The sequence below is a fragment of the Bacteroidales bacterium genome (assembly GCA_012519055.1).
Classification (GTDB): Bacteria; Bacteroidota; Bacteroidia; order Bacteroidales; family Salinivirgaceae; genus JAAYQU01.
Genome location: JAAYQU010000046.1, coordinates 27,791 through 43,141, shown reverse-complemented (window position 1 = coordinate 43,141; position 15,351 = coordinate 27,791). Strand labels below are relative to the sequence as shown.

Below are 15,351 nucleotides of genomic sequence, written 5' to 3'. Positions count from 1 at the left end.
CAACAGACAATGGATGTAATTGGCGATTTTTTAACAAGAATACGAAATGCTTCAATGGCAAAACATAAAGTCCTTGAAGTACCGTCTTCAAATATGAGAAAAGCTATCACAAAGATACTTTATGAACAAGGCTATATTTTAAATTACAAGTTCGAAGAGCCTGATGCAACTCATCGAACAATTAAAATAGCTTTGAAATATAACCCTTCCACAAAACAACCGGTTATTAAAAGTATTCAACGTGTTAGCAGACCAGGTTTACGTAAGTATGTCAATGTGGATGATATTCCACGAGTCCTTAACGGATTAGGCATAGCTATAATGTCAACCTCACACGGAGTGATTACAGATAAAGAAGCTCGTCGACAAAATGTTGGCGGAGAAGTTATTTGTTACGTATATTAAAACAGATTAAAATGTCACGGATAGGTAAATTACCGATAAATATTCCGGCTGGAGTTACTGTTAACATTGATAAATCGAACAATGTTACAGTAAAGGGGCCGAAAGGACAGCTTCAACAATCATTTGATCCAGAAATGGAGATAAAAGTTGAGAATAATGCTGTTGTTGTAACTCGCCCGACTGATAACAAACAACATAGAGAATTACATGGTTTGACAAGATCTCTTGTAAAAAACATGGTGGTTGGAGTTTCAGAGGGTTATAATATTACGCTTGAGCTTGTTGGTGTAGGTTTTCGCGCAGAAGCTAACGGACAAATGCTGGAACTTAACTTAGGTTATTCACACAGTATTTTTATAGAACTTCCGAAAGAAATTTCTGTAGAAGCTAAGTCCGACAGAAGATCAAATCCTAAGATTACGTTGTCGAGTATCGACAAACAACTAATTGGTCATGTGGCTGCAAAAATCAGATCGTTGAGAAAACCTGAACCATACAAAGGAAAAGGTATTAGATACGAAAATGAAATAGTTCGTCGTAAAGCTGGTAAGTCAGCAGTCAAAAGTTCTTAATAGGAGGAAAGAAAACTATGTCACTAAATAAAAAAGAGCGCAGACAACGAATTAAATATCGTATTCGCAAACGCGTATTGGGGACAGAAGCACGCCCCAGAATGAACGTTTACAGGAGTAATGCCAATATCTCTGTTCAACTTATTGACGATGTTAAAGGTAATACTCTTGTAGCAGCTTCATCTTTATGCAAAGAGATTGCAGAGAAGAAAAATATCACGAAAACCGAGTCTGCAAATCTTGTTGGAAAACTTATCGCCCAACGAGCAATAGAGAAAGGAATTACAAATGTAACCTTTGATCGTGGCGGATTCCTTTATCATGGAAGAGTAAAATCTTTGGCTGAAGGAGCACGCGAAGGAGGTCTTAAATTTTAATCAGTTATGTCAGGAATAAGAAAGATAAAAACCAGTGACCTCGAGCTTAAAGATCGATTGGTAGCTATAAATAGAGTTACTAAGGTTACAAAAGGTGGTAGAACGTTCAGTTTCTCGGCAATAGTTGTTGTTGGAAATGAAAACGGAATAGTTGGATACGGATTAGGAAAAGCCGGAGAGGTTACAACCGCTATTTCAAAAGCAGTAGAAGAAGCAAAGAAAAATTTGATAAAAGTGCCTATTATTCACAACACAATTCCTCATGAAACAACAGGAAAGTACGGTGGAGCAAGGGTATTAGTAAAACCAGCATCTCCTGGTTCGGGAGTTAAAGCTGGGGGTTCTATGCGTGCTGTTCTTGAAAGCGTTGGAATACAAGATGTTCTTGCAAAATCACAAGGTTCAAGTAACCCTCACAACGTTGTAAAAGCAACAATGGTGGCTTTAACACAACTTCGTGATGCCTACGCAGTTGCAACTGAACGTGGAATAGATCTTGAAAAAGTTTTTAACGGATAAACAAAATTGAAGTTATGGCTAAAATACAGATTACACAGGTTCGCAGCAGTATTGGCAGCACCCAGAGACAAAAACGAACACTAGAAGCACTAGGGTTGCGTAAGATTCGCCAAACCGTTGAACATGAAAATGTTCCGGAAATAATTGGCATGGTAGATAAAGTTAAACATTTGGTAGAAGTTACCGAAATAAAAAAATAAGCCTTATGGATTTAAGCAGTTTAACCCCCGCCAAAGGATCAGTACGTAATAGTAAACGTATTGGACGTGGTGAAGGTTCCGGTCACGGAGGTCATGCAACCCGTGGTTTAAACGGAGCTAAGTCAAGATCAGGATACGCCAAAAAAGTCGGTTTTGAAGGAGGTCAAATGCCTTTGCAAAGACGTCTTCCAAAATTTGGTTTCACAAACCCAAACCGCAAAGAGTATAAGGCTATTAATCTTGATGTTATTCAATCATTAGCCGATAAACTTAATACTACAACTATTGATGTGGATACATTAATAGAAAATGGTTTAGTTTCTAAAAGTGATTTGGTTAAAATTTTAGGAAACGGAACGATTAGTTCAAAATTAGAAGTAAAAGCACACGCTTTCTCAAAATCTGCACAAGCAGCAATAGAAGCGCAATCCGGAAACGTTATAAAACTTTAATCAATGAAACGGCTAATAGAAACCTTAAAGAATATTTGGAAGATCGAAGATCTCCGAAAACGAATATTGACAACATTAGGTCTATTGTTGGTTTATCGTCTGGGAGCACATGTTGTACTTCCAGGCATTGATCCAACTAAACTTCAGGCTCTGTCAGATCAAACGGCAGGCGGAGTATTAGGTCTGTTGGATATGTTCTCAGGCGGTGCTTTCTCAAATGCCTCGGTTATGGCATTGGGAATTATGCCTTATATCTCGGCTTCAATCGTCATACAGCTTTTGGGTATAGCCATTCCTTATTTCCAAAGGTTACAACGTGAAGGAGAAAGCGGAAGAAGAAAAATGAATCAAATTACGCGATACTTAACCGTAGCGATTCTTATTCTTCAATCTCCCGCATATTTGGCAAACCTAAGTGCAACATTACCAGCTGATGCTTTTATTATAAGCGGCACACTGTTTAAAGTCACAAGTGTTGTAATACTGACAGCAGGAACAATGTTTGTGATGTGGATTGGCGAGAAAATAACCGACAGAGGAATTGGAAACGGGATATCCCTAATAATTATGGTTGGGATAGTTGCTCGTTTGCCATTTGCCTTCGTAGCTGAATTTATTTCAAGAGTTGAGGAACAAGGTGGTGGACTAGTTATTTTCTTGGTTGAGATGATAATGCTGGCAGCAGTTATTATATTAGCTATATTGTTGGTACAAGGAACAAGAAAAGTGCCTGTAACATATGCAAAGCGCATTGTAGGAAATAAACAGTATGGTGGAGTTCGTCAATATATACCGTTAAAGATTAATGCATCAGGTGTTATGCCTATCATTTTTGCACAAGCGTTAATGTTTATACCGGTTATGATATTGGGATTCTCAAGCTCGGAAGCTGCAACCGGTTTTGCTGCTGCATTCACTGATTATACAAGTGTAGCGTATAACGTTGTGTTTGCGTTGTTAATAATAGGATTTACTTATTTCTATACCGCAATAACTATCAATCCTACGCAAATGGCTGAAGATTTGAAGCGTAACGGAGGTTTCATTCCTGGCGTTAAACCTGGCAAGAAGACAGCTGAGTTTATTGATACTATTATGTCAAGGATTACTCTTCCCGGCTCACTATTTTTAGCTTTAATAGCAATTTTACCTGCATTTGCTGCTGCGGCAGGCGTTAGTACAGGATTTGCCCAATTCTATGGAGGTACTTCTCTACTTATTTTAGTTGGAGTTTGTCTTGACACATTGCAGCAAATTGACAGTCATTTGATGATGCGCCACTACGACGGAATATTGAAATCTGGTAGAATTAAAGGTCGCAGGTCAGCGTAAACAAACTGAGGATATGGCTAAACAAGCAAGCATTGAGCAAGATGGAACTATAACAGAAGCGTTATCTAATGCTATGTTTCGCGTAGAATTAGAAAACGGACATGTTATAACCGCACATATCAGTGGAAAAATGCGAATGCATTATATTAGAATTTTACCGGGTGATAAAGTTAAAGTAGAAATGTCACCCTATGATTTAACAAAAGGAAGAATTGTTTTCAGATATAAAAATTAAAACACAATGAAGGTAAGAGCATCAGTTAAGAAACGTTCAGCGGATGATAAAATAATCAGACGCAAAGGACGCGTATATGTAATCAACAAAAAAAATCCTAGGTTTAAACAAAGACAAGGATAATTTTATTAACTTTGCAAACCTTTTTAACAAAGTAAAAGAGAATATATGGCACGATTAGTAGGCGTAGATTTACCTAAGAATAAGCGTGGCGAAATAGGTTTAACTGCTATTTATGGAATAGGACGTAGCAGCGCAAATAAAATTTTAGCTGAAGCAGGAATAGACCGTAATATTAAGGTTAAAGACTGGAACGACGATCAAATAGCAGAATTACGTCGCATATTAGGTGAACAATACAAACTTGAGGGCGAACTGCGCTCTGAAGTACAGATGAACATTAAACGATTGATGGATATCGGTTGTTACCGAGGAATTCGTCATCGTATTGGGTTACCAGTTCGTGGACAAAACACCCAAAACAATGCCCGTACACGTAAAGGAAAACGTAAAACTGTGGCAAACAAGAAGAAAGCGACTAAATAATTAGAGATTTGTAAATTATGGCACAAAAGTCAAGAAGCACTCGAAAAAGAGTGGTTAAGGTCGAGCCTACAGGACAAGCGCACATTCACTCTTCGTTCAATAATATTATTATTACACTTACGAACATGAATGGAGACGTTATTTCATGGGCATCGGCTGGTAAAATGGGATTTAAAGGGTCAAAAAAGAACACTCCTTATGCAGCACAAGTTGCTACGGAAGAGTGTGCTACCGTTGCCTATGACGCCGGTTTACGTAGAGTGAAGGTTTATGTAAAAGGTCCCGGTGCCGGGCGAGAGTCTGCAATCAGAACACTTCATAATAAAGGAATTGAAGTTACCGAGATTGTTGACGTTACACCGCTACCGCACAATGGATGCAGACCTCCAAAACGTAGAAGAGTTTAATTAACCGCAAAAAGAAAGAAAAAATGGCAAGATACATTGGACCCAAGACAAAAATTGCTCGCCGTTTCGGAGAACCAATCTACGGCGCAGACAAACATTTCGAACGTAAAAATTATCCTCCCGGACAACACGGAGCTAATAGAAGACGAAGAAAACAATCAGAATACGGTTTACAGCTTAACGAAAAACAAAAAGCAAAATACATATACGGTATTCTTGAAAAACAGTTTTTGAATTATTACAAGAAAGCTCGAAGTAAACAAGGTGTTACCGGTGTAATTCTACTTCAAATGCTTGAAGCCAGGTTAGATAACGTAGTATATAGAATGGGTATTGCACCAACCAGAGCAGCAGCTCGTCAATTAGTTGGTCACAAACATATTACCGTTAACGGTGAAGTTGTAAATATTCCATCATACGGCGTACGACCAGGTGATATAGTTGGAGTAAGAGAACGTTCAAAATCATTGGAAGTAATTACTGAAAGTACAGAAAGAAATAAAGTAAGTAAATACTCATGGATAGAATGGGATAGTTCAACATTGACAGGAAAATATTTAAGCGTTCCTCAAAAAGAAGATATCCCAGAAAATATTAAAGAGCAACTAATAGTTGAATTGTATTCTAAGTAAAAAAATAGGTATATGGCGATTCTAGCTTTTCAAAAACCTGACAAGGTTATCATGATTGAGTCCGATGATTACGTCGGCACATTTGAATTCCGTCCGTTGGAGCCCGGATATGCTTTAACAATTGGTAATGCTCTCCGTCGGATTTTACTCTCATCGTTAGAAGGTTTTGCCATAACCAGCGTTAAAATTGAGGGTGTTGACCACGAATTTACAACCATTCCTGGTGTAATTGAAGATGTAACAGATATAGTTCTTAATTTAAAAGAAATTAGATTAAAACAAGTTGTTCCCGACTTTGATGAGGAGACAATTAATGTTACAATTCTTGGAAAAGAAAAATTCTTAGCCGGTGATCTTAATAAATACCTATCTAATTTTCAGGTGGTTAATAAAGATTTTGTCATATGCAATATGACAAAAGATGTTAAGTTGCAAATGGTTATCACAATCAATAAAGGACGCGGATACGTTGCTGCCGAAGAGAATTTTGTTCAGACAGGTGAGATAGGTGTGATTGCTGTCGACTCTGTGTATACTCCTATTGTTAATGTTGAATATAGGAGAGATGACTTTAGAGTTGAGCAAAAAACCAATTACGATAAGCTGACTATTGAAATAACAACTGATGGTACGATACATCCGAAAGATGCACTTAAAGAGGCAGCAAAAATACTAATTCACCATTTTGCACTATTTTCCGACGAAAAAATAACACTAGAGACCGAAGAAAGCTATGGAGTAGAGTTCGACGAGGAAGTTCTACACATGAGACAACTGTTAAAAACTCGCCTTTCAGATTTAGATCTGTCAGTACGAGCGCTTAATTGTCTCAAGGCAGCTGATGTCGAGACTTTAGGAGATTTAGTAACTTATAATAAAAACGACTTATTGAAATTCCGTAATTTTGGAAAGAAGTCGCTTGCTGAGCTGGAAGAATTTTTATCATCTATTAAATTGTCTTTCGGCATGGATATAAGTAAGTATAAACTTGATAAGGAATAATACTAATGAGACATAAAAAAGGATTTAATCATTTAGGACGTACAAGCTCGCACCGCAAAGCAATGCTCGCTAATATGGCATCATCGCTTATTATGCATAAGAGAATTGAGACTACGGTCGCAAAAGCTAAAGCTTTACGTTCATATGTTGAGCCTTTGATTACAAAATCAAAAGTTGACTCAACACATTCTCGCCGCATTGTTTTTAGTTACCTACAAAATAAAGAGAGCGTAACTATACTTTTCAGAGAAGTTGCAACCAAAGTGGGAAGCCGACCAGGAGGATATACACGTATCCTTAGAAAAGGCAATAGACAAGGAGATAATGCCGAAATGGCAATTATCGAATTGGTTGATTTCTTTGATCACGATGTAGCGAAAGAAACTACAACTAAGAGAAAATCAACGCGTCGTGGCCGTGGTGCGAAAAAAACTGAAACAGTTGAAGCAAAACATGAGGCTATAGAAAATAATGACAGTGTTGAAACTGATGAAACTGCAGAAACTGCAGAATAATTTTTTAAAATAGATATTCAAAATAATATCTTCAAGACTAGAGAGGGATGAAGTGTAACTTTATCCCTTTTTATTGAAGTATTTAAAATTAAAATTGAAAATTATATGAGTATAATATCACACATTTATGCACGACAAATATTGGATTCAAGAGGCAATCCTACAGTCGAAGTAGAAGTTATAACTCGGCAGGGCGTTGTAGGACGTGCTGCGGTTCCAAGTGGAGCTTCAACAGGTGCTTTTGAAGCACATGAAATGCGAGACGGAGACAAAGCCCGTTTCGGAGGAAAAGGCGTTCTTAAAGCAGTCAATAATGTAAATACTGTTATCAGCGAACATATTAAAGGTCAATATGTTTTTGATCAAAACCTAATCGATTCCATGATGATAGAATTAGACGGAACAGAAAATAAAAGTCGTTTAGGAGCAAATGCAATTCTCGGAGTTTCGTTAGCAGTTGCAAAAACTGCTGCAATATCTTCTGGACAAGAACTTTACAGATATATTGGCGGAGTTAGCGCAAATACATTACCAATTCCTATGTTGAATATTATAAATGGTGGCAGTCATGCCGATAATAAAATTGATATTCAGGAATTTATGGTAATGCCAGTTAATGCACCTTCCTTTTCTGATGCAATACGTATTGGAGTTGAAATATTCAACAATTTAAAAAAAGTTCTTACAGAGCTAAAGCATTCAACTAATATTGGTGATGAAGGAGGATTTGCACCTGATTTGAAGTCAAACGAAGAGGCAATTGAAATTATATTAAAAGCTATAGAAAAAGCTGGATATATACCTGGTGACGATATTTTAATAGCTATAGATGCAGCTGCAAAAGAGTTTTACGATAAGAATAAAAAGAGATACATACTTGAATCAAACAATAAAGAGTACTCAACATTAGAAATGATCGACTATTGGAAAAATTTCGTCACTAAATATCCCGTAATATCAATAGAAGACGGTCTAGATGAAGAAGATTGGGAAGGTTGGGCTATACTTACAAAGGAGATTGGGAGCCAAGTTCAAATTGTTGGAGACGATCTATTTGTAACTAACGTTAATAGACTTCAACGCGGTATTAAAGAGGAATCTGCTAACAGTATTTTAGTTAAAGTTAATCAAATAGGCACTTTATCTGAAGCTATTGATGCTGTTAATATGGCAAAACAGAATAGATTTACAACTATTATAAGTCATAGAAGTGGAGAAACAGAAGACACATTTATTGCCGATCTTGCTGTTGCCTTGAATACAGGATTAATTAAAACCGGTTCGGTTTCGCGCACTGAAAGAGTTGCAAAATATAATCAATTGTTGAGAATTGAAGAGTCTCTCGGCACATCAGCCAGATATATTGGAAAGCAATTCAAATATTGTAGATAACAAAATAATAAGGGATGTATGTTACTAATACGTCCCTTTTTTATAATAATTTTATGTCAGCTTATTCTTTAAATAAATTTATAGAAGAACTTATTAAGTCTGATGATATAATTATAATCGATGAACTTGTTGATTATAACTTAGAAATAACTGAAATAGTTGATCGGCTAAGTAAATCAAATGACTATAATAAAGCCATATTATTTAAAAATACAGGAACAAATTTCCCACTTCTGATAAATGCTTTTGGTTCAGATGAAAGGATGGCAAAAGCCTTGCAAACTAATTCATTAGAGTGCCTAAAGGATAAAGTTTCAGAAATAATATCACTCTATACCAATAAACCAGAAAATGTTAGGCAAAAAGTAGGAATGTTTTTTGATTTGGCAAAAATCAGAAAATGGATTCCACGTAGGACAACAAGAAAAGGCGAGTGTCAGGAAAAAGTGTTCGAAACAGTTGATATTCAATTATTACCAATACTTAAATGTTGGCCCTTTGATGGCGGACGCTTTATTACATTGCCCTGTGTTCATACTGTTTGCCCAGAGAATGGCACACTAAATATTGGCATGTACCGTATGCAAGTCTTTGACAGCACGACAGTTGGCATGCACTGGCATAAACATAAAACAGGAGCAAGGCATTTTAACGAGTATAAAAAGTTGGGATTAAAAATGCCTGTTTCGGTTACGTTAGGCGGTGACCCCGTTTATACTTTTGTAGCCACTGCGCCAATGCCTGAAAACATTAATGAATATCTATTAGCAGGATTTTTACGAAATAAACCTGTAAAAATGGTGAAATGTATTACCAATGATATTTGGGTTCCCGAAGATGTTGATATTGTAATTGAGGGTTATGTTGACACTTCTGAAGATTTAATTATAGAGGGACCCTTTGGCGACCACACAGGATTTTACTCGTTAACCGACCTCTATCCCAAAATGCATATAACTGCTATCACACATCGTAAAGGTGCAATTTATCCTGCTACAGTAGTTGGAGTTCCGCCAATGGAAGATGCTTATATAGCAAAGGCAACTGAAAAGATATTTACGCCACTGATAAAATTTGCGTTAGCTCCTGAAGTTGCTGATTTACATATGCCTATATGGGGAGTCGCCCACAACTTGGCACTTGTGTCGATAAAAAAAGAGTATCAGGGGCAGGCCTTTAAAGTAGCACAAACGATGTGGGGAGCTGGTCAGATGATGTTTAATAAAACACTGTTGGTTTTTGATGAAAGCGTTGATATTTGCAACTATTCAGAAGTTACCGAAACGATACTTAAAAATTTGCACAGCCCCTCGCAAATACTCTTTTCGCAAGGACCTATTGATATACTCGACCACTCAACCAACGTTATGGGCTTTGGAGGGAAAGTGTGTATAGATTTGACAAAAGACAACACCGTGCAAGATGGCAACGAGGCGCGAGTAGAACTGCTATTCCATTATATTGATAGTGAGAAAAATATAGACAGTAACAAATGGAGCAGAGAAACATCTGAAGGCAAATCTCAAATAGTAGTAGTTCTTGAACCAGAACTTGAAAGTTTGTCTAACGGTCTAAAAACTTGGTACTTATTAAATAATATCGACCCACAACGCGATATTGAGATTAGAGATAAAGGCTCACATTTTTCCATAATCATTGATGGAAGGAAAAAGAGACATAACAGACGTTGGCCCAATGTTGTAACTATGGACGAGGAGACGATTTTCAAGGTTGATAAAAAGTGGGAACAATTAACAAAACTACCCTTTATTAAATCGCCATCGTTAGATGTTGTAAAGCTCGTTAAAACTAAGGGAGCAGAAACTACACTATAAGAGTGGGCGCTGGGTTTATAGAAGCGACCATTGTGTTAACTATAAGTGGCTTCGATAAACTCAGTCACCGTTCAACAAAAGAGGCAAGCGTTTTTTCTCGCTTGCCTCTTTTAAAACTAAACTTATTATAAAAAATTTCTCTTATCCTAAAAATGCTAATAGAACTCCCGCTGCAACGGCACTTCCGATTACACCTGCAACGTTTGGTCCCATGGCGTGTACCAACAGATAGTTCGATTTGTCATACTCCTGACCAAGAACGTGCGATACACGTGCAGCTATCGGAACAGCTGAAATTCCAGCGTTTCCAATAAGCGGATTAATCTTGCGACCCTCTTTCAAGAACAAGTTCATGATTTTAACAAAAAGAACCCCTGCTGAGGTTGCAATGATAAATGCGCATGCTCCCAAAATAAAAATAAAAATTGATTTTGAAGTCAAGAAAGTTGAAGCCTGAGTTGATGCTCCAACAGTTAGCCCAACTAAAATAGTTGCAATATTGATAAGTGGACCACCTGCTGTATCTGCAAGTCGTTTTGTTACAGTACTCTCTTTAAGCAAGTTTCCGAAAAACAACATGCCTAAAAGGGGTAGGGCAGAGGGAACAATAAAACTTGTTAGTAACATACCAAATATTGGGAAAAGAATTTTTTCGAGTTTCGATACTTGTCGCAGTGGCTTCATTTTTATAACTCGTTCTTTTTTTGTTGTAAACAACCTCATGATAGGAGGCTGAATAACAGGCACTAAAGCCATATAAGAATACGCCGAAACGGCAATTGCTCCCATAAGTTCGGGTGCAAGTCTTGATGATAGAAATATAGCCGTTGGTCCGTCTGCACCACCGATAATACCAACTGCGCCAGCCTCCATAGGTGTAAATCCGAAAGCCAAGGCAGCCATATAGGCACCAAAGATGCCAAACTGGGCAGCTGCTCCAACAAGCAGAAGTTTTGGATTTGCTATAAGAGCACCAAAGTCGGTTAGTGCGCCAATTCCAAGAAAAATCAACGGTGGATATACTCCTTTAGAAACGCCAAAATAGAGATAGTTTAGTACCGAACCCTCTTCGTAAATCCCAACATCAAATCCGGGAGCAAAAGGGATGTTTCCGATAATCATACCAAATCCAATAGGTATGAGTAAGAGTGGCTCATATTCTTTTTTAATTGCCAGATAGATGAAGAATAGAGCTACAAGAATCATGATTCCATTTCCTAATTGGAAGTTATAGAATCCTGTGGCATACCAAAATTGTTTGAGGTTATCAGCCAGAAATGATAAAAAATCGTTTGATTGTGTCATAGCTTTATCCGATTGTTAAAAGTACATCACCTTCAAGAACTGAGTCGCCCCTGTTAACTTTAATATTAATAATCTTTCCATCTCTGTGTGCCTCGATGCTATTTTCCATTTTCATAGCTTCGAGTACGATCAGTTTTTGCCCTGTTTTAACTGTATCGCCCACTGCAACAACGATATCGAGAATTGTTCCCGGTAGTGGCGTTTTCAATGGACTGGCACCACTGGTTGACGGTGTACTTGAGGCAATTACAGCCTGTTGGTGTTGTTGTATCGCAGGTGCTTTATGCACAGGGCGTACGATTTGTTTTTGTAATGCTTTTTCCAATTCAACGTTGTATAGAGTGCCATTTACTTCGACCGAAGCAATATTTTCTTCAACATTGATAATCTGTACTTTATATTCGTTGTCGTTTATTTTGAAATTGAAATCTTTCATGTTTATTGATATTTGTATTGTTATTTGTTACGTCTTACTTCTGGCGTTTTTGTTAAGTTATGAATCTTAGAACTCCAAGGTGAATACATTTTGGATGTGCGCTTAATTGTAATAATTTCAGATTCAAGGTCATGCTGATTCTCTTTAAATAGATGAATAGCAGCCGAAATTGCTGCGATAACTTCGCCAGAAATTTGTTCTTCTTCATCTGCAATGCTATCTTCTTTGGCACCTTTTTTCCTACGCAACTTGAATTTTCCTTGATTCACATTTCCTATAAATTCAAAAATGCGATAGAGTATCCAAAGCGGGATAAACACAGCTATCATGGCTATAATTGTCATAATAACTCCGTAGGGGTCTAACTTTGCAAAGGTTTCGTTTGCTGTAGCAGTATTGTCAAAAATATCGTTTGTTGCGCCCGGTGTTGTAATTTCGCTTACTTGCCAATTGCCAACTCCGTCTGGCTTTCGACAATATGTGGTATTTGGCGGTAAATTCGGAAGTGTTACACTGTCAATTAAAGTTCTTCCGTCAGAACTGAATAGTGCTACAAATCTTTTTGTTTCAAGAGTGAAGTTCAGGTGTTGAGTTCCGTGTTGTGTCACTCCATCTGCAAAAAATAGCATGAAATATCTTTTTGGAATCACTGTCACGGGGTCGCCTTCGGGGATACGATACATTTTGGGATTATTGATGTCGTTTGTTAAGTAGCAGTTAGCAATGTTTACATCATTATATCCAAGGTTCATTATCTCAATCCAAACACTGCGGTTTCCGAATTGGTCAACGTAGTTGTCGGTGTTTTCCAACATAACTTCGTTGATACGCAAGTCGCTAATTGACTGCGCAGTTGACACGCTGAAACAGACAAAGGTTAGGATTGTTGCTACCAGAATGCTATAAAAATTCTTTCTCATTGTTTTACAGAGTTTTATAGTGGTAGATTTGAGTGTTTTTTAGGAGGATTGCTACCTCTCTTTGTTGCAAGCGATTGCAGTGCCCTGATTACTCTAAAGCGTGTGTTTCTCGGTTCAATCACATCATCGATATATCCATATTTTGCTGCAACATAGGGGTTTGCAAACTTTTCTATATACTCTTTCTCTTTCTCTTCAAGAAACTTATTTTTTTCAGCCTCGTCTTCTATTTTTTTCAGCTCAGAACTGTATAGTACTTCTATAGCTCCTTTAGGTCCCATTACTGCAATTTCGGCTGTGGGCCAAGCATAGTTCAAGTCACCTCTTAGGTGTTTTGAACTCATCACGTCATAAGCACCACCGTAGGCTTTGCGAAGGATTACTGTAACCTTTGGAACTGTTGCTTCGCCATAAGCGAAGAGCAATTTTGCTCCGTTAATGATTATTCCGTTGTACTCTTGACCAGTACCGGGCAAAAATCCTGGAACATCAACTAAAGTAACGAGTGGAATGTTGAATGCATCGCAAAAACGTACAAATCTTGCTGCTTTTCTAGAAGCATTTATATCGAGTACGCCTGCCAAAATTTTAGGTTGATTGGCAACCAATCCAACTGATTGACCGTCGAAACGCGCAAAACATGTAACGATATTTTGTGCATAATTTGCTTGCACCTCAAGGTATTCGCCGTTGTCAACGATAGCTTTAATTACATCTTTCACATCGTATGGAATGCTTGGCAGGTCGGGTATGATACTGTTTAGAGAATCTTCAAGTCGGTCGATTGGGTCGTCGGTTGGTACAATCGGAGCCTCTTCCATATTGTTTTGTGGCAAATATGTAAGCAGTTTTCTAAGTAGTTGAATACCTTTTTCTTCGTTTTCAACCGAGAAGTGAGCCACACCTGATTTTGTGGAGTGTATTGACGCACCGCCCAACTCTTCTAATGTAACTGTTTCGCCGGTAACTGTTTTTACAACCTTAGGTCCGGTAACAAACATATAGCTTGTGTCATTTGACATTATTATAAAGTCTGTTAGCGCAGGTGAATATACTGCTCCGCCTGCACATGGTCCGAAGATTGCAGAAATTTGTGGGATAACGCCTGATGCCAAAATGTTACGTTGAAAAATTTCAGCGTAGCCTGCTAATGATACAACACCTTCTTGAATACGTGCTCCTCCAGAGTCGTTGATACCTATTACGGGGGCACCTACTTTCATAGCTGTATCCATGATTTTACAAACTTTTTGAGCAAATGTTTCAGAGAGCGAACCTCCGAACACGGTAAAATCTTGTGAAAACACGTAAACAAGTCGTCCTTCGATTGTTCCGTATCCTGTAACAACACCATCGGAGTAGTAATGTTCGTTTTCCAAGCCGAAATCGGTGCAACGGTGTGTTACGAACATGTCCATCTCTTCAAAGCTACCTTCGTCAAGCAAAAGGTCAATTCTTTCGCGTGCTGTAAGTTTTCCTTTTTTGTGTTGCGAGGCAATGCGTTTTTCTCCACCACCGAGTTTAGCCTCTGCTCGCAGATCGATTAATTTTTTTACTTTATCTTGATTTGTCATTTGTTGAAAATATTAATGATTGTATTTTATTATTTTAATAAATACAGTTTAGGACTTATATCACTAAGCGATAAAACTATTTGAAATGGTTTTATTTACTGCAAAACTCGGTTAATACTCCGTATGTTGATTTTGGGTGTAGAAAACCAATGTTTAAATTTTCTGCTCCTTTGCGACCTTTTTTGTCAATTAGGTTGATGCCCATCTCTTCGGCTCCTTTGAGTGCAGCATTTACATCGTCAACAGCAAAGGCTATATGATGAATGCCTTCTCCTCTTTTCTCAATGAATTTACCTATTGGTCCTTCAGGGTCTGTTGGTTCTAACAGTTCAATTTTTGTTTGACCAACTTTGAAGAAAGCGGTTTTTACTTTCTGATCTTTAATTTCTTCAATGGCGTAACATTCTTGTCCAAGAAGTTTTGTAAAAAATGGAATAGCATCGTCAAGATTTTTAACCGCGATGCCAATGTGTTCAATGTGTGAGGGTTTCATATTGTATAATTTATTAGGTTAAATTCATTTATAAAATAGTTTATGTGCAGTCAGTTTTGCTTAAAACAATATGCTACACTTTCGAATTTTTAGTTTATCCGCAAATGTAGTTAACCCTTTTGTCTTTAGCGAATTATTTGAAAGAAAAAAAGCGTATTATTTCACTACAATGTGATATAAATCACTTTTTGCTCTCAAATAA

Annotated in this window: 21 protein-coding genes; 16 read left to right on the top strand and 5 right to left on the bottom strand. The window is 37.5% G+C overall.

Going from position 1 to position 15,351, the window contains the following annotated elements; genetic code table 11:
• Positions 1 to 9 precede the first annotated feature (9 nt).
• The 16 genes from rpsH to GX311_09610 all read left to right on the top strand — a co-directional run bounded on the left by rpsH (position 10) and on the right by GX311_09610 (position 10,421).
• The gene (gene rpsH / locus GX311_09685) at positions 10 to 405 is read left to right on the top strand and encodes a 30S ribosomal protein S8 (GenBank protein NLK16653.1); all 396 of its coding nucleotides are present in this window, start codon (positions 10 to 12) and stop codon (positions 403 to 405) included.
• Positions 406 to 416: 11 nt separating this feature from the next.
• Positions 417 to 977, top strand: a complete 561-nt coding sequence (gene rplF, locus GX311_09680; protein ID NLK16652.1) for a 50S ribosomal protein L6 — start codon at positions 417 to 419, stop codon at positions 975 to 977.
• A gap of 17 nt (positions 978 to 994) precedes the next feature.
• Complete coding sequence (locus GX311_09675; protein ID NLK16651.1) at positions 995 to 1,354, top strand: 50S ribosomal protein L18; 360 nt, start codon at positions 995 to 997, stop codon at positions 1,352 to 1,354.
• 6 nt (positions 1,355 to 1,360) lie between these two features.
• A complete protein-coding gene (gene rpsE / locus GX311_09670) occupies positions 1,361 to 1,873 on the top strand; it encodes a 30S ribosomal protein S5 (GenBank protein NLK16650.1) in 513 nt (170 codons plus the stop codon).
• A 14-nt stretch (positions 1,874 to 1,887) separates the two neighbouring features.
• A complete protein-coding gene (rpmD, locus tag GX311_09665) occupies positions 1,888 to 2,073 on the top strand; it encodes a 50S ribosomal protein L30 (protein NLK16649.1) in 186 nt (61 codons plus the stop codon).
• Positions 2,074 to 2,078: 5 nt separating this feature from the next.
• Positions 2,079 to 2,525 (top strand): 50S ribosomal protein L15, encoded by a 447-nt coding sequence (gene rplO, locus GX311_09660; protein NLK16648.1) that lies wholly within the window; start codon positions 2,079 to 2,081, stop codon positions 2,523 to 2,525.
• A 3-nt stretch (positions 2,526 to 2,528) separates the two neighbouring features.
• Positions 2,529 to 3,857 carry a preprotein translocase subunit SecY gene (gene secY / locus GX311_09655; protein ID NLK16647.1) on the top strand — a complete coding sequence of 443 codons (1,329 nt, stop codon included), beginning with the start codon at positions 2,529 to 2,531 and terminating at the stop codon, positions 3,855 to 3,857.
• A 13-nt stretch (positions 3,858 to 3,870) separates the two neighbouring features.
• On the top strand, positions 3,871 to 4,092 hold the full coding sequence (infA, locus tag GX311_09650; protein ID NLK16646.1) for a translation initiation factor IF-1: 222 nt from the start codon (positions 3,871 to 3,873) through the stop codon (positions 4,090 to 4,092).
• A 6-nt stretch (positions 4,093 to 4,098) separates the two neighbouring features.
• Positions 4,099 to 4,215 carry a 50S ribosomal protein L36 gene (rpmJ, locus tag GX311_09645; GenBank protein ID NLK16645.1) on the top strand — a complete coding sequence of 39 codons (117 nt, stop codon included), beginning with the start codon at positions 4,099 to 4,101 and terminating at the stop codon, positions 4,213 to 4,215.
• Positions 4,216 to 4,260: 45 nt separating this feature from the next.
• Positions 4,261 to 4,638 (top strand): 30S ribosomal protein S13, encoded by a 378-nt coding sequence (gene rpsM / locus GX311_09640; GenBank protein NLK16644.1) that lies wholly within the window; start codon positions 4,261 to 4,263, stop codon positions 4,636 to 4,638.
• A gap of 17 nt (positions 4,639 to 4,655) precedes the next feature.
• A complete protein-coding gene (gene rpsK / locus GX311_09635; protein NLK16643.1) occupies positions 4,656 to 5,045 on the top strand; it encodes a 30S ribosomal protein S11 in 390 nt (129 codons plus the stop codon).
• A 23-nt stretch (positions 5,046 to 5,068) separates the two neighbouring features.
• A complete protein-coding gene (rpsD, locus tag GX311_09630; GenBank protein ID NLK16642.1) occupies positions 5,069 to 5,677 on the top strand; it encodes a 30S ribosomal protein S4 in 609 nt (202 codons plus the stop codon).
• Between the two features lie 12 nt (positions 5,678 to 5,689).
• Positions 5,690 to 6,679: a DNA-directed RNA polymerase subunit alpha gene (locus GX311_09625; GenBank protein NLK16641.1), complete on the top strand. Its 990-nt coding sequence runs from the start codon at positions 5,690 to 5,692 to the stop codon at positions 6,677 to 6,679.
• A gap of 5 nt (positions 6,680 to 6,684) precedes the next feature.
• Entirely contained in the window at positions 6,685 to 7,194 is a 510-nt protein-coding gene (gene rplQ / locus GX311_09620) for a 50S ribosomal protein L17 (protein ID NLK16640.1), read from the top strand.
• A gap of 105 nt (positions 7,195 to 7,299) precedes the next feature.
• Positions 7,300 to 8,586 carry a phosphopyruvate hydratase gene (eno, locus tag GX311_09615; GenBank protein ID NLK16639.1) on the top strand — a complete coding sequence of 429 codons (1,287 nt, stop codon included), beginning with the start codon at positions 7,300 to 7,302 and terminating at the stop codon, positions 8,584 to 8,586.
• A gap of 53 nt (positions 8,587 to 8,639) precedes the next feature.
• Positions 8,640 to 10,421 carry a menaquinone biosynthesis decarboxylase gene (locus GX311_09610; protein NLK16638.1) on the top strand — a complete coding sequence of 594 codons (1,782 nt, stop codon included), beginning with the start codon at positions 8,640 to 8,642 and terminating at the stop codon, positions 10,419 to 10,421.
• 141 nt (positions 10,422 to 10,562) lie between these two features.
• Here GX311_09610 and GX311_09605 read toward each other — a convergent pair whose 3' ends face one another.
• From GX311_09605 to mce, 5 genes are all read right to left on the bottom strand, one after another.
• Positions 10,563 to 11,726 carry a sodium ion-translocating decarboxylase subunit beta gene (locus GX311_09605; GenBank protein NLK16637.1) on the bottom strand — a complete coding sequence of 388 codons (1,164 nt, stop codon included), beginning with the start codon at positions 11,724 to 11,726 and terminating at the stop codon, positions 10,563 to 10,565.
• Between the two features lie 4 nt (positions 11,727 to 11,730).
• The gene (locus GX311_09600) at positions 11,731 to 12,162 is read right to left on the bottom strand and encodes an acetyl-CoA carboxylase biotin carboxyl carrier protein subunit (GenBank protein NLK16636.1); all 432 of its coding nucleotides are present in this window, start codon (positions 12,160 to 12,162) and stop codon (positions 11,731 to 11,733) included.
• Positions 12,163 to 12,182: 20 nt separating this feature from the next.
• Complete coding sequence (locus tag GX311_09595; GenBank protein ID NLK16635.1) at positions 12,183 to 13,082, bottom strand: lamin tail domain-containing protein; 900 nt, start codon at positions 13,080 to 13,082, stop codon at positions 12,183 to 12,185.
• A 14-nt stretch (positions 13,083 to 13,096) separates the two neighbouring features.
• On the bottom strand, positions 13,097 to 14,656 hold the full coding sequence (locus tag GX311_09590) for an acyl-CoA carboxylase subunit beta (GenBank protein ID NLK16634.1): 1,560 nt from the start codon (positions 14,654 to 14,656) through the stop codon (positions 13,097 to 13,099).
• Between the two features lie 91 nt (positions 14,657 to 14,747).
• The gene (gene mce / locus GX311_09585) at positions 14,748 to 15,149 is read right to left on the bottom strand and encodes a methylmalonyl-CoA epimerase (GenBank protein ID NLK16633.1); all 402 of its coding nucleotides are present in this window, start codon (positions 15,147 to 15,149) and stop codon (positions 14,748 to 14,750) included.
• Positions 15,150 to 15,351: the final 202 nt, after the last annotated feature.

Bases quoted from the DNA above. Each gene is read 5' to 3' on its own strand.
- rpsH (NLK16653.1), top strand. From the start codon at position 10: ATGGATGTAATTGGCGATTTTTTAACAAGAATACGAAATGCTTCAATG.
- rplF (NLK16652.1), top strand. From the start codon at position 417: ATGTCACGGATAGGTAAATTACCGATAAATATTCCGGCTGGAGTTACT.
- GX311_09675 (NLK16651.1), top strand. From the start codon at position 995: ATGTCACTAAATAAAAAAGAGCGCAGACAACGAATTAAATATCGTATT.
- rpsE (NLK16650.1), top strand. From the start codon at position 1,361: ATGTCAGGAATAAGAAAGATAAAAACCAGTGACCTCGAGCTTAAAGAT.
- rpmD (NLK16649.1), top strand. From the start codon at position 1,888: ATGGCTAAAATACAGATTACACAGGTTCGCAGCAGTATTGGCAGCACC.
- rplO (NLK16648.1), top strand. From the start codon at position 2,079: ATGGATTTAAGCAGTTTAACCCCCGCCAAAGGATCAGTACGTAATAGT.
- secY (NLK16647.1), top strand. From the start codon at position 2,529: ATGAAACGGCTAATAGAAACCTTAAAGAATATTTGGAAGATCGAAGAT.
- infA (NLK16646.1), top strand. From the start codon at position 3,871: ATGGCTAAACAAGCAAGCATTGAGCAAGATGGAACTATAACAGAAGCG.
- rpmJ (NLK16645.1), top strand. From the start codon at position 4,099: ATGAAGGTAAGAGCATCAGTTAAGAAACGTTCAGCGGATGATAAAATA.
- rpsM (NLK16644.1), top strand. From the start codon at position 4,261: ATGGCACGATTAGTAGGCGTAGATTTACCTAAGAATAAGCGTGGCGAA.
- rpsK (NLK16643.1), top strand. From the start codon at position 4,656: ATGGCACAAAAGTCAAGAAGCACTCGAAAAAGAGTGGTTAAGGTCGAG.
- rpsD (NLK16642.1), top strand. From the start codon at position 5,069: ATGGCAAGATACATTGGACCCAAGACAAAAATTGCTCGCCGTTTCGGA.
- GX311_09625 (NLK16641.1), top strand. From the start codon at position 5,690: ATGGCGATTCTAGCTTTTCAAAAACCTGACAAGGTTATCATGATTGAG.
- rplQ (NLK16640.1), top strand. From the start codon at position 6,685: ATGAGACATAAAAAAGGATTTAATCATTTAGGACGTACAAGCTCGCAC.
- eno (NLK16639.1), top strand. From the start codon at position 7,300: ATGAGTATAATATCACACATTTATGCACGACAAATATTGGATTCAAGA.
- GX311_09610 (NLK16638.1), top strand. From the start codon at position 8,640: ATGTCAGCTTATTCTTTAAATAAATTTATAGAAGAACTTATTAAGTCT.
- GX311_09605 (NLK16637.1), bottom strand. From the start codon at position 11,726: ATGACACAATCAAACGATTTTTTATCATTTCTGGCTGATAACCTCAAA.
- GX311_09600 (NLK16636.1), bottom strand. From the start codon at position 12,162: ATGAAAGATTTCAATTTCAAAATAAACGACAACGAATATAAAGTACAG.
- GX311_09595 (NLK16635.1), bottom strand. From the start codon at position 13,082: ATGAGAAAGAATTTTTATAGCATTCTGGTAGCAACAATCCTAACCTTT.
- GX311_09590 (NLK16634.1), bottom strand. From the start codon at position 14,656: ATGACAAATCAAGATAAAGTAAAAAAATTAATCGATCTGCGAGCAGAG.
- mce (NLK16633.1), bottom strand. From the start codon at position 15,149: ATGAAACCCTCACACATTGAACACATTGGCATCGCGGTTAAAAATCTT.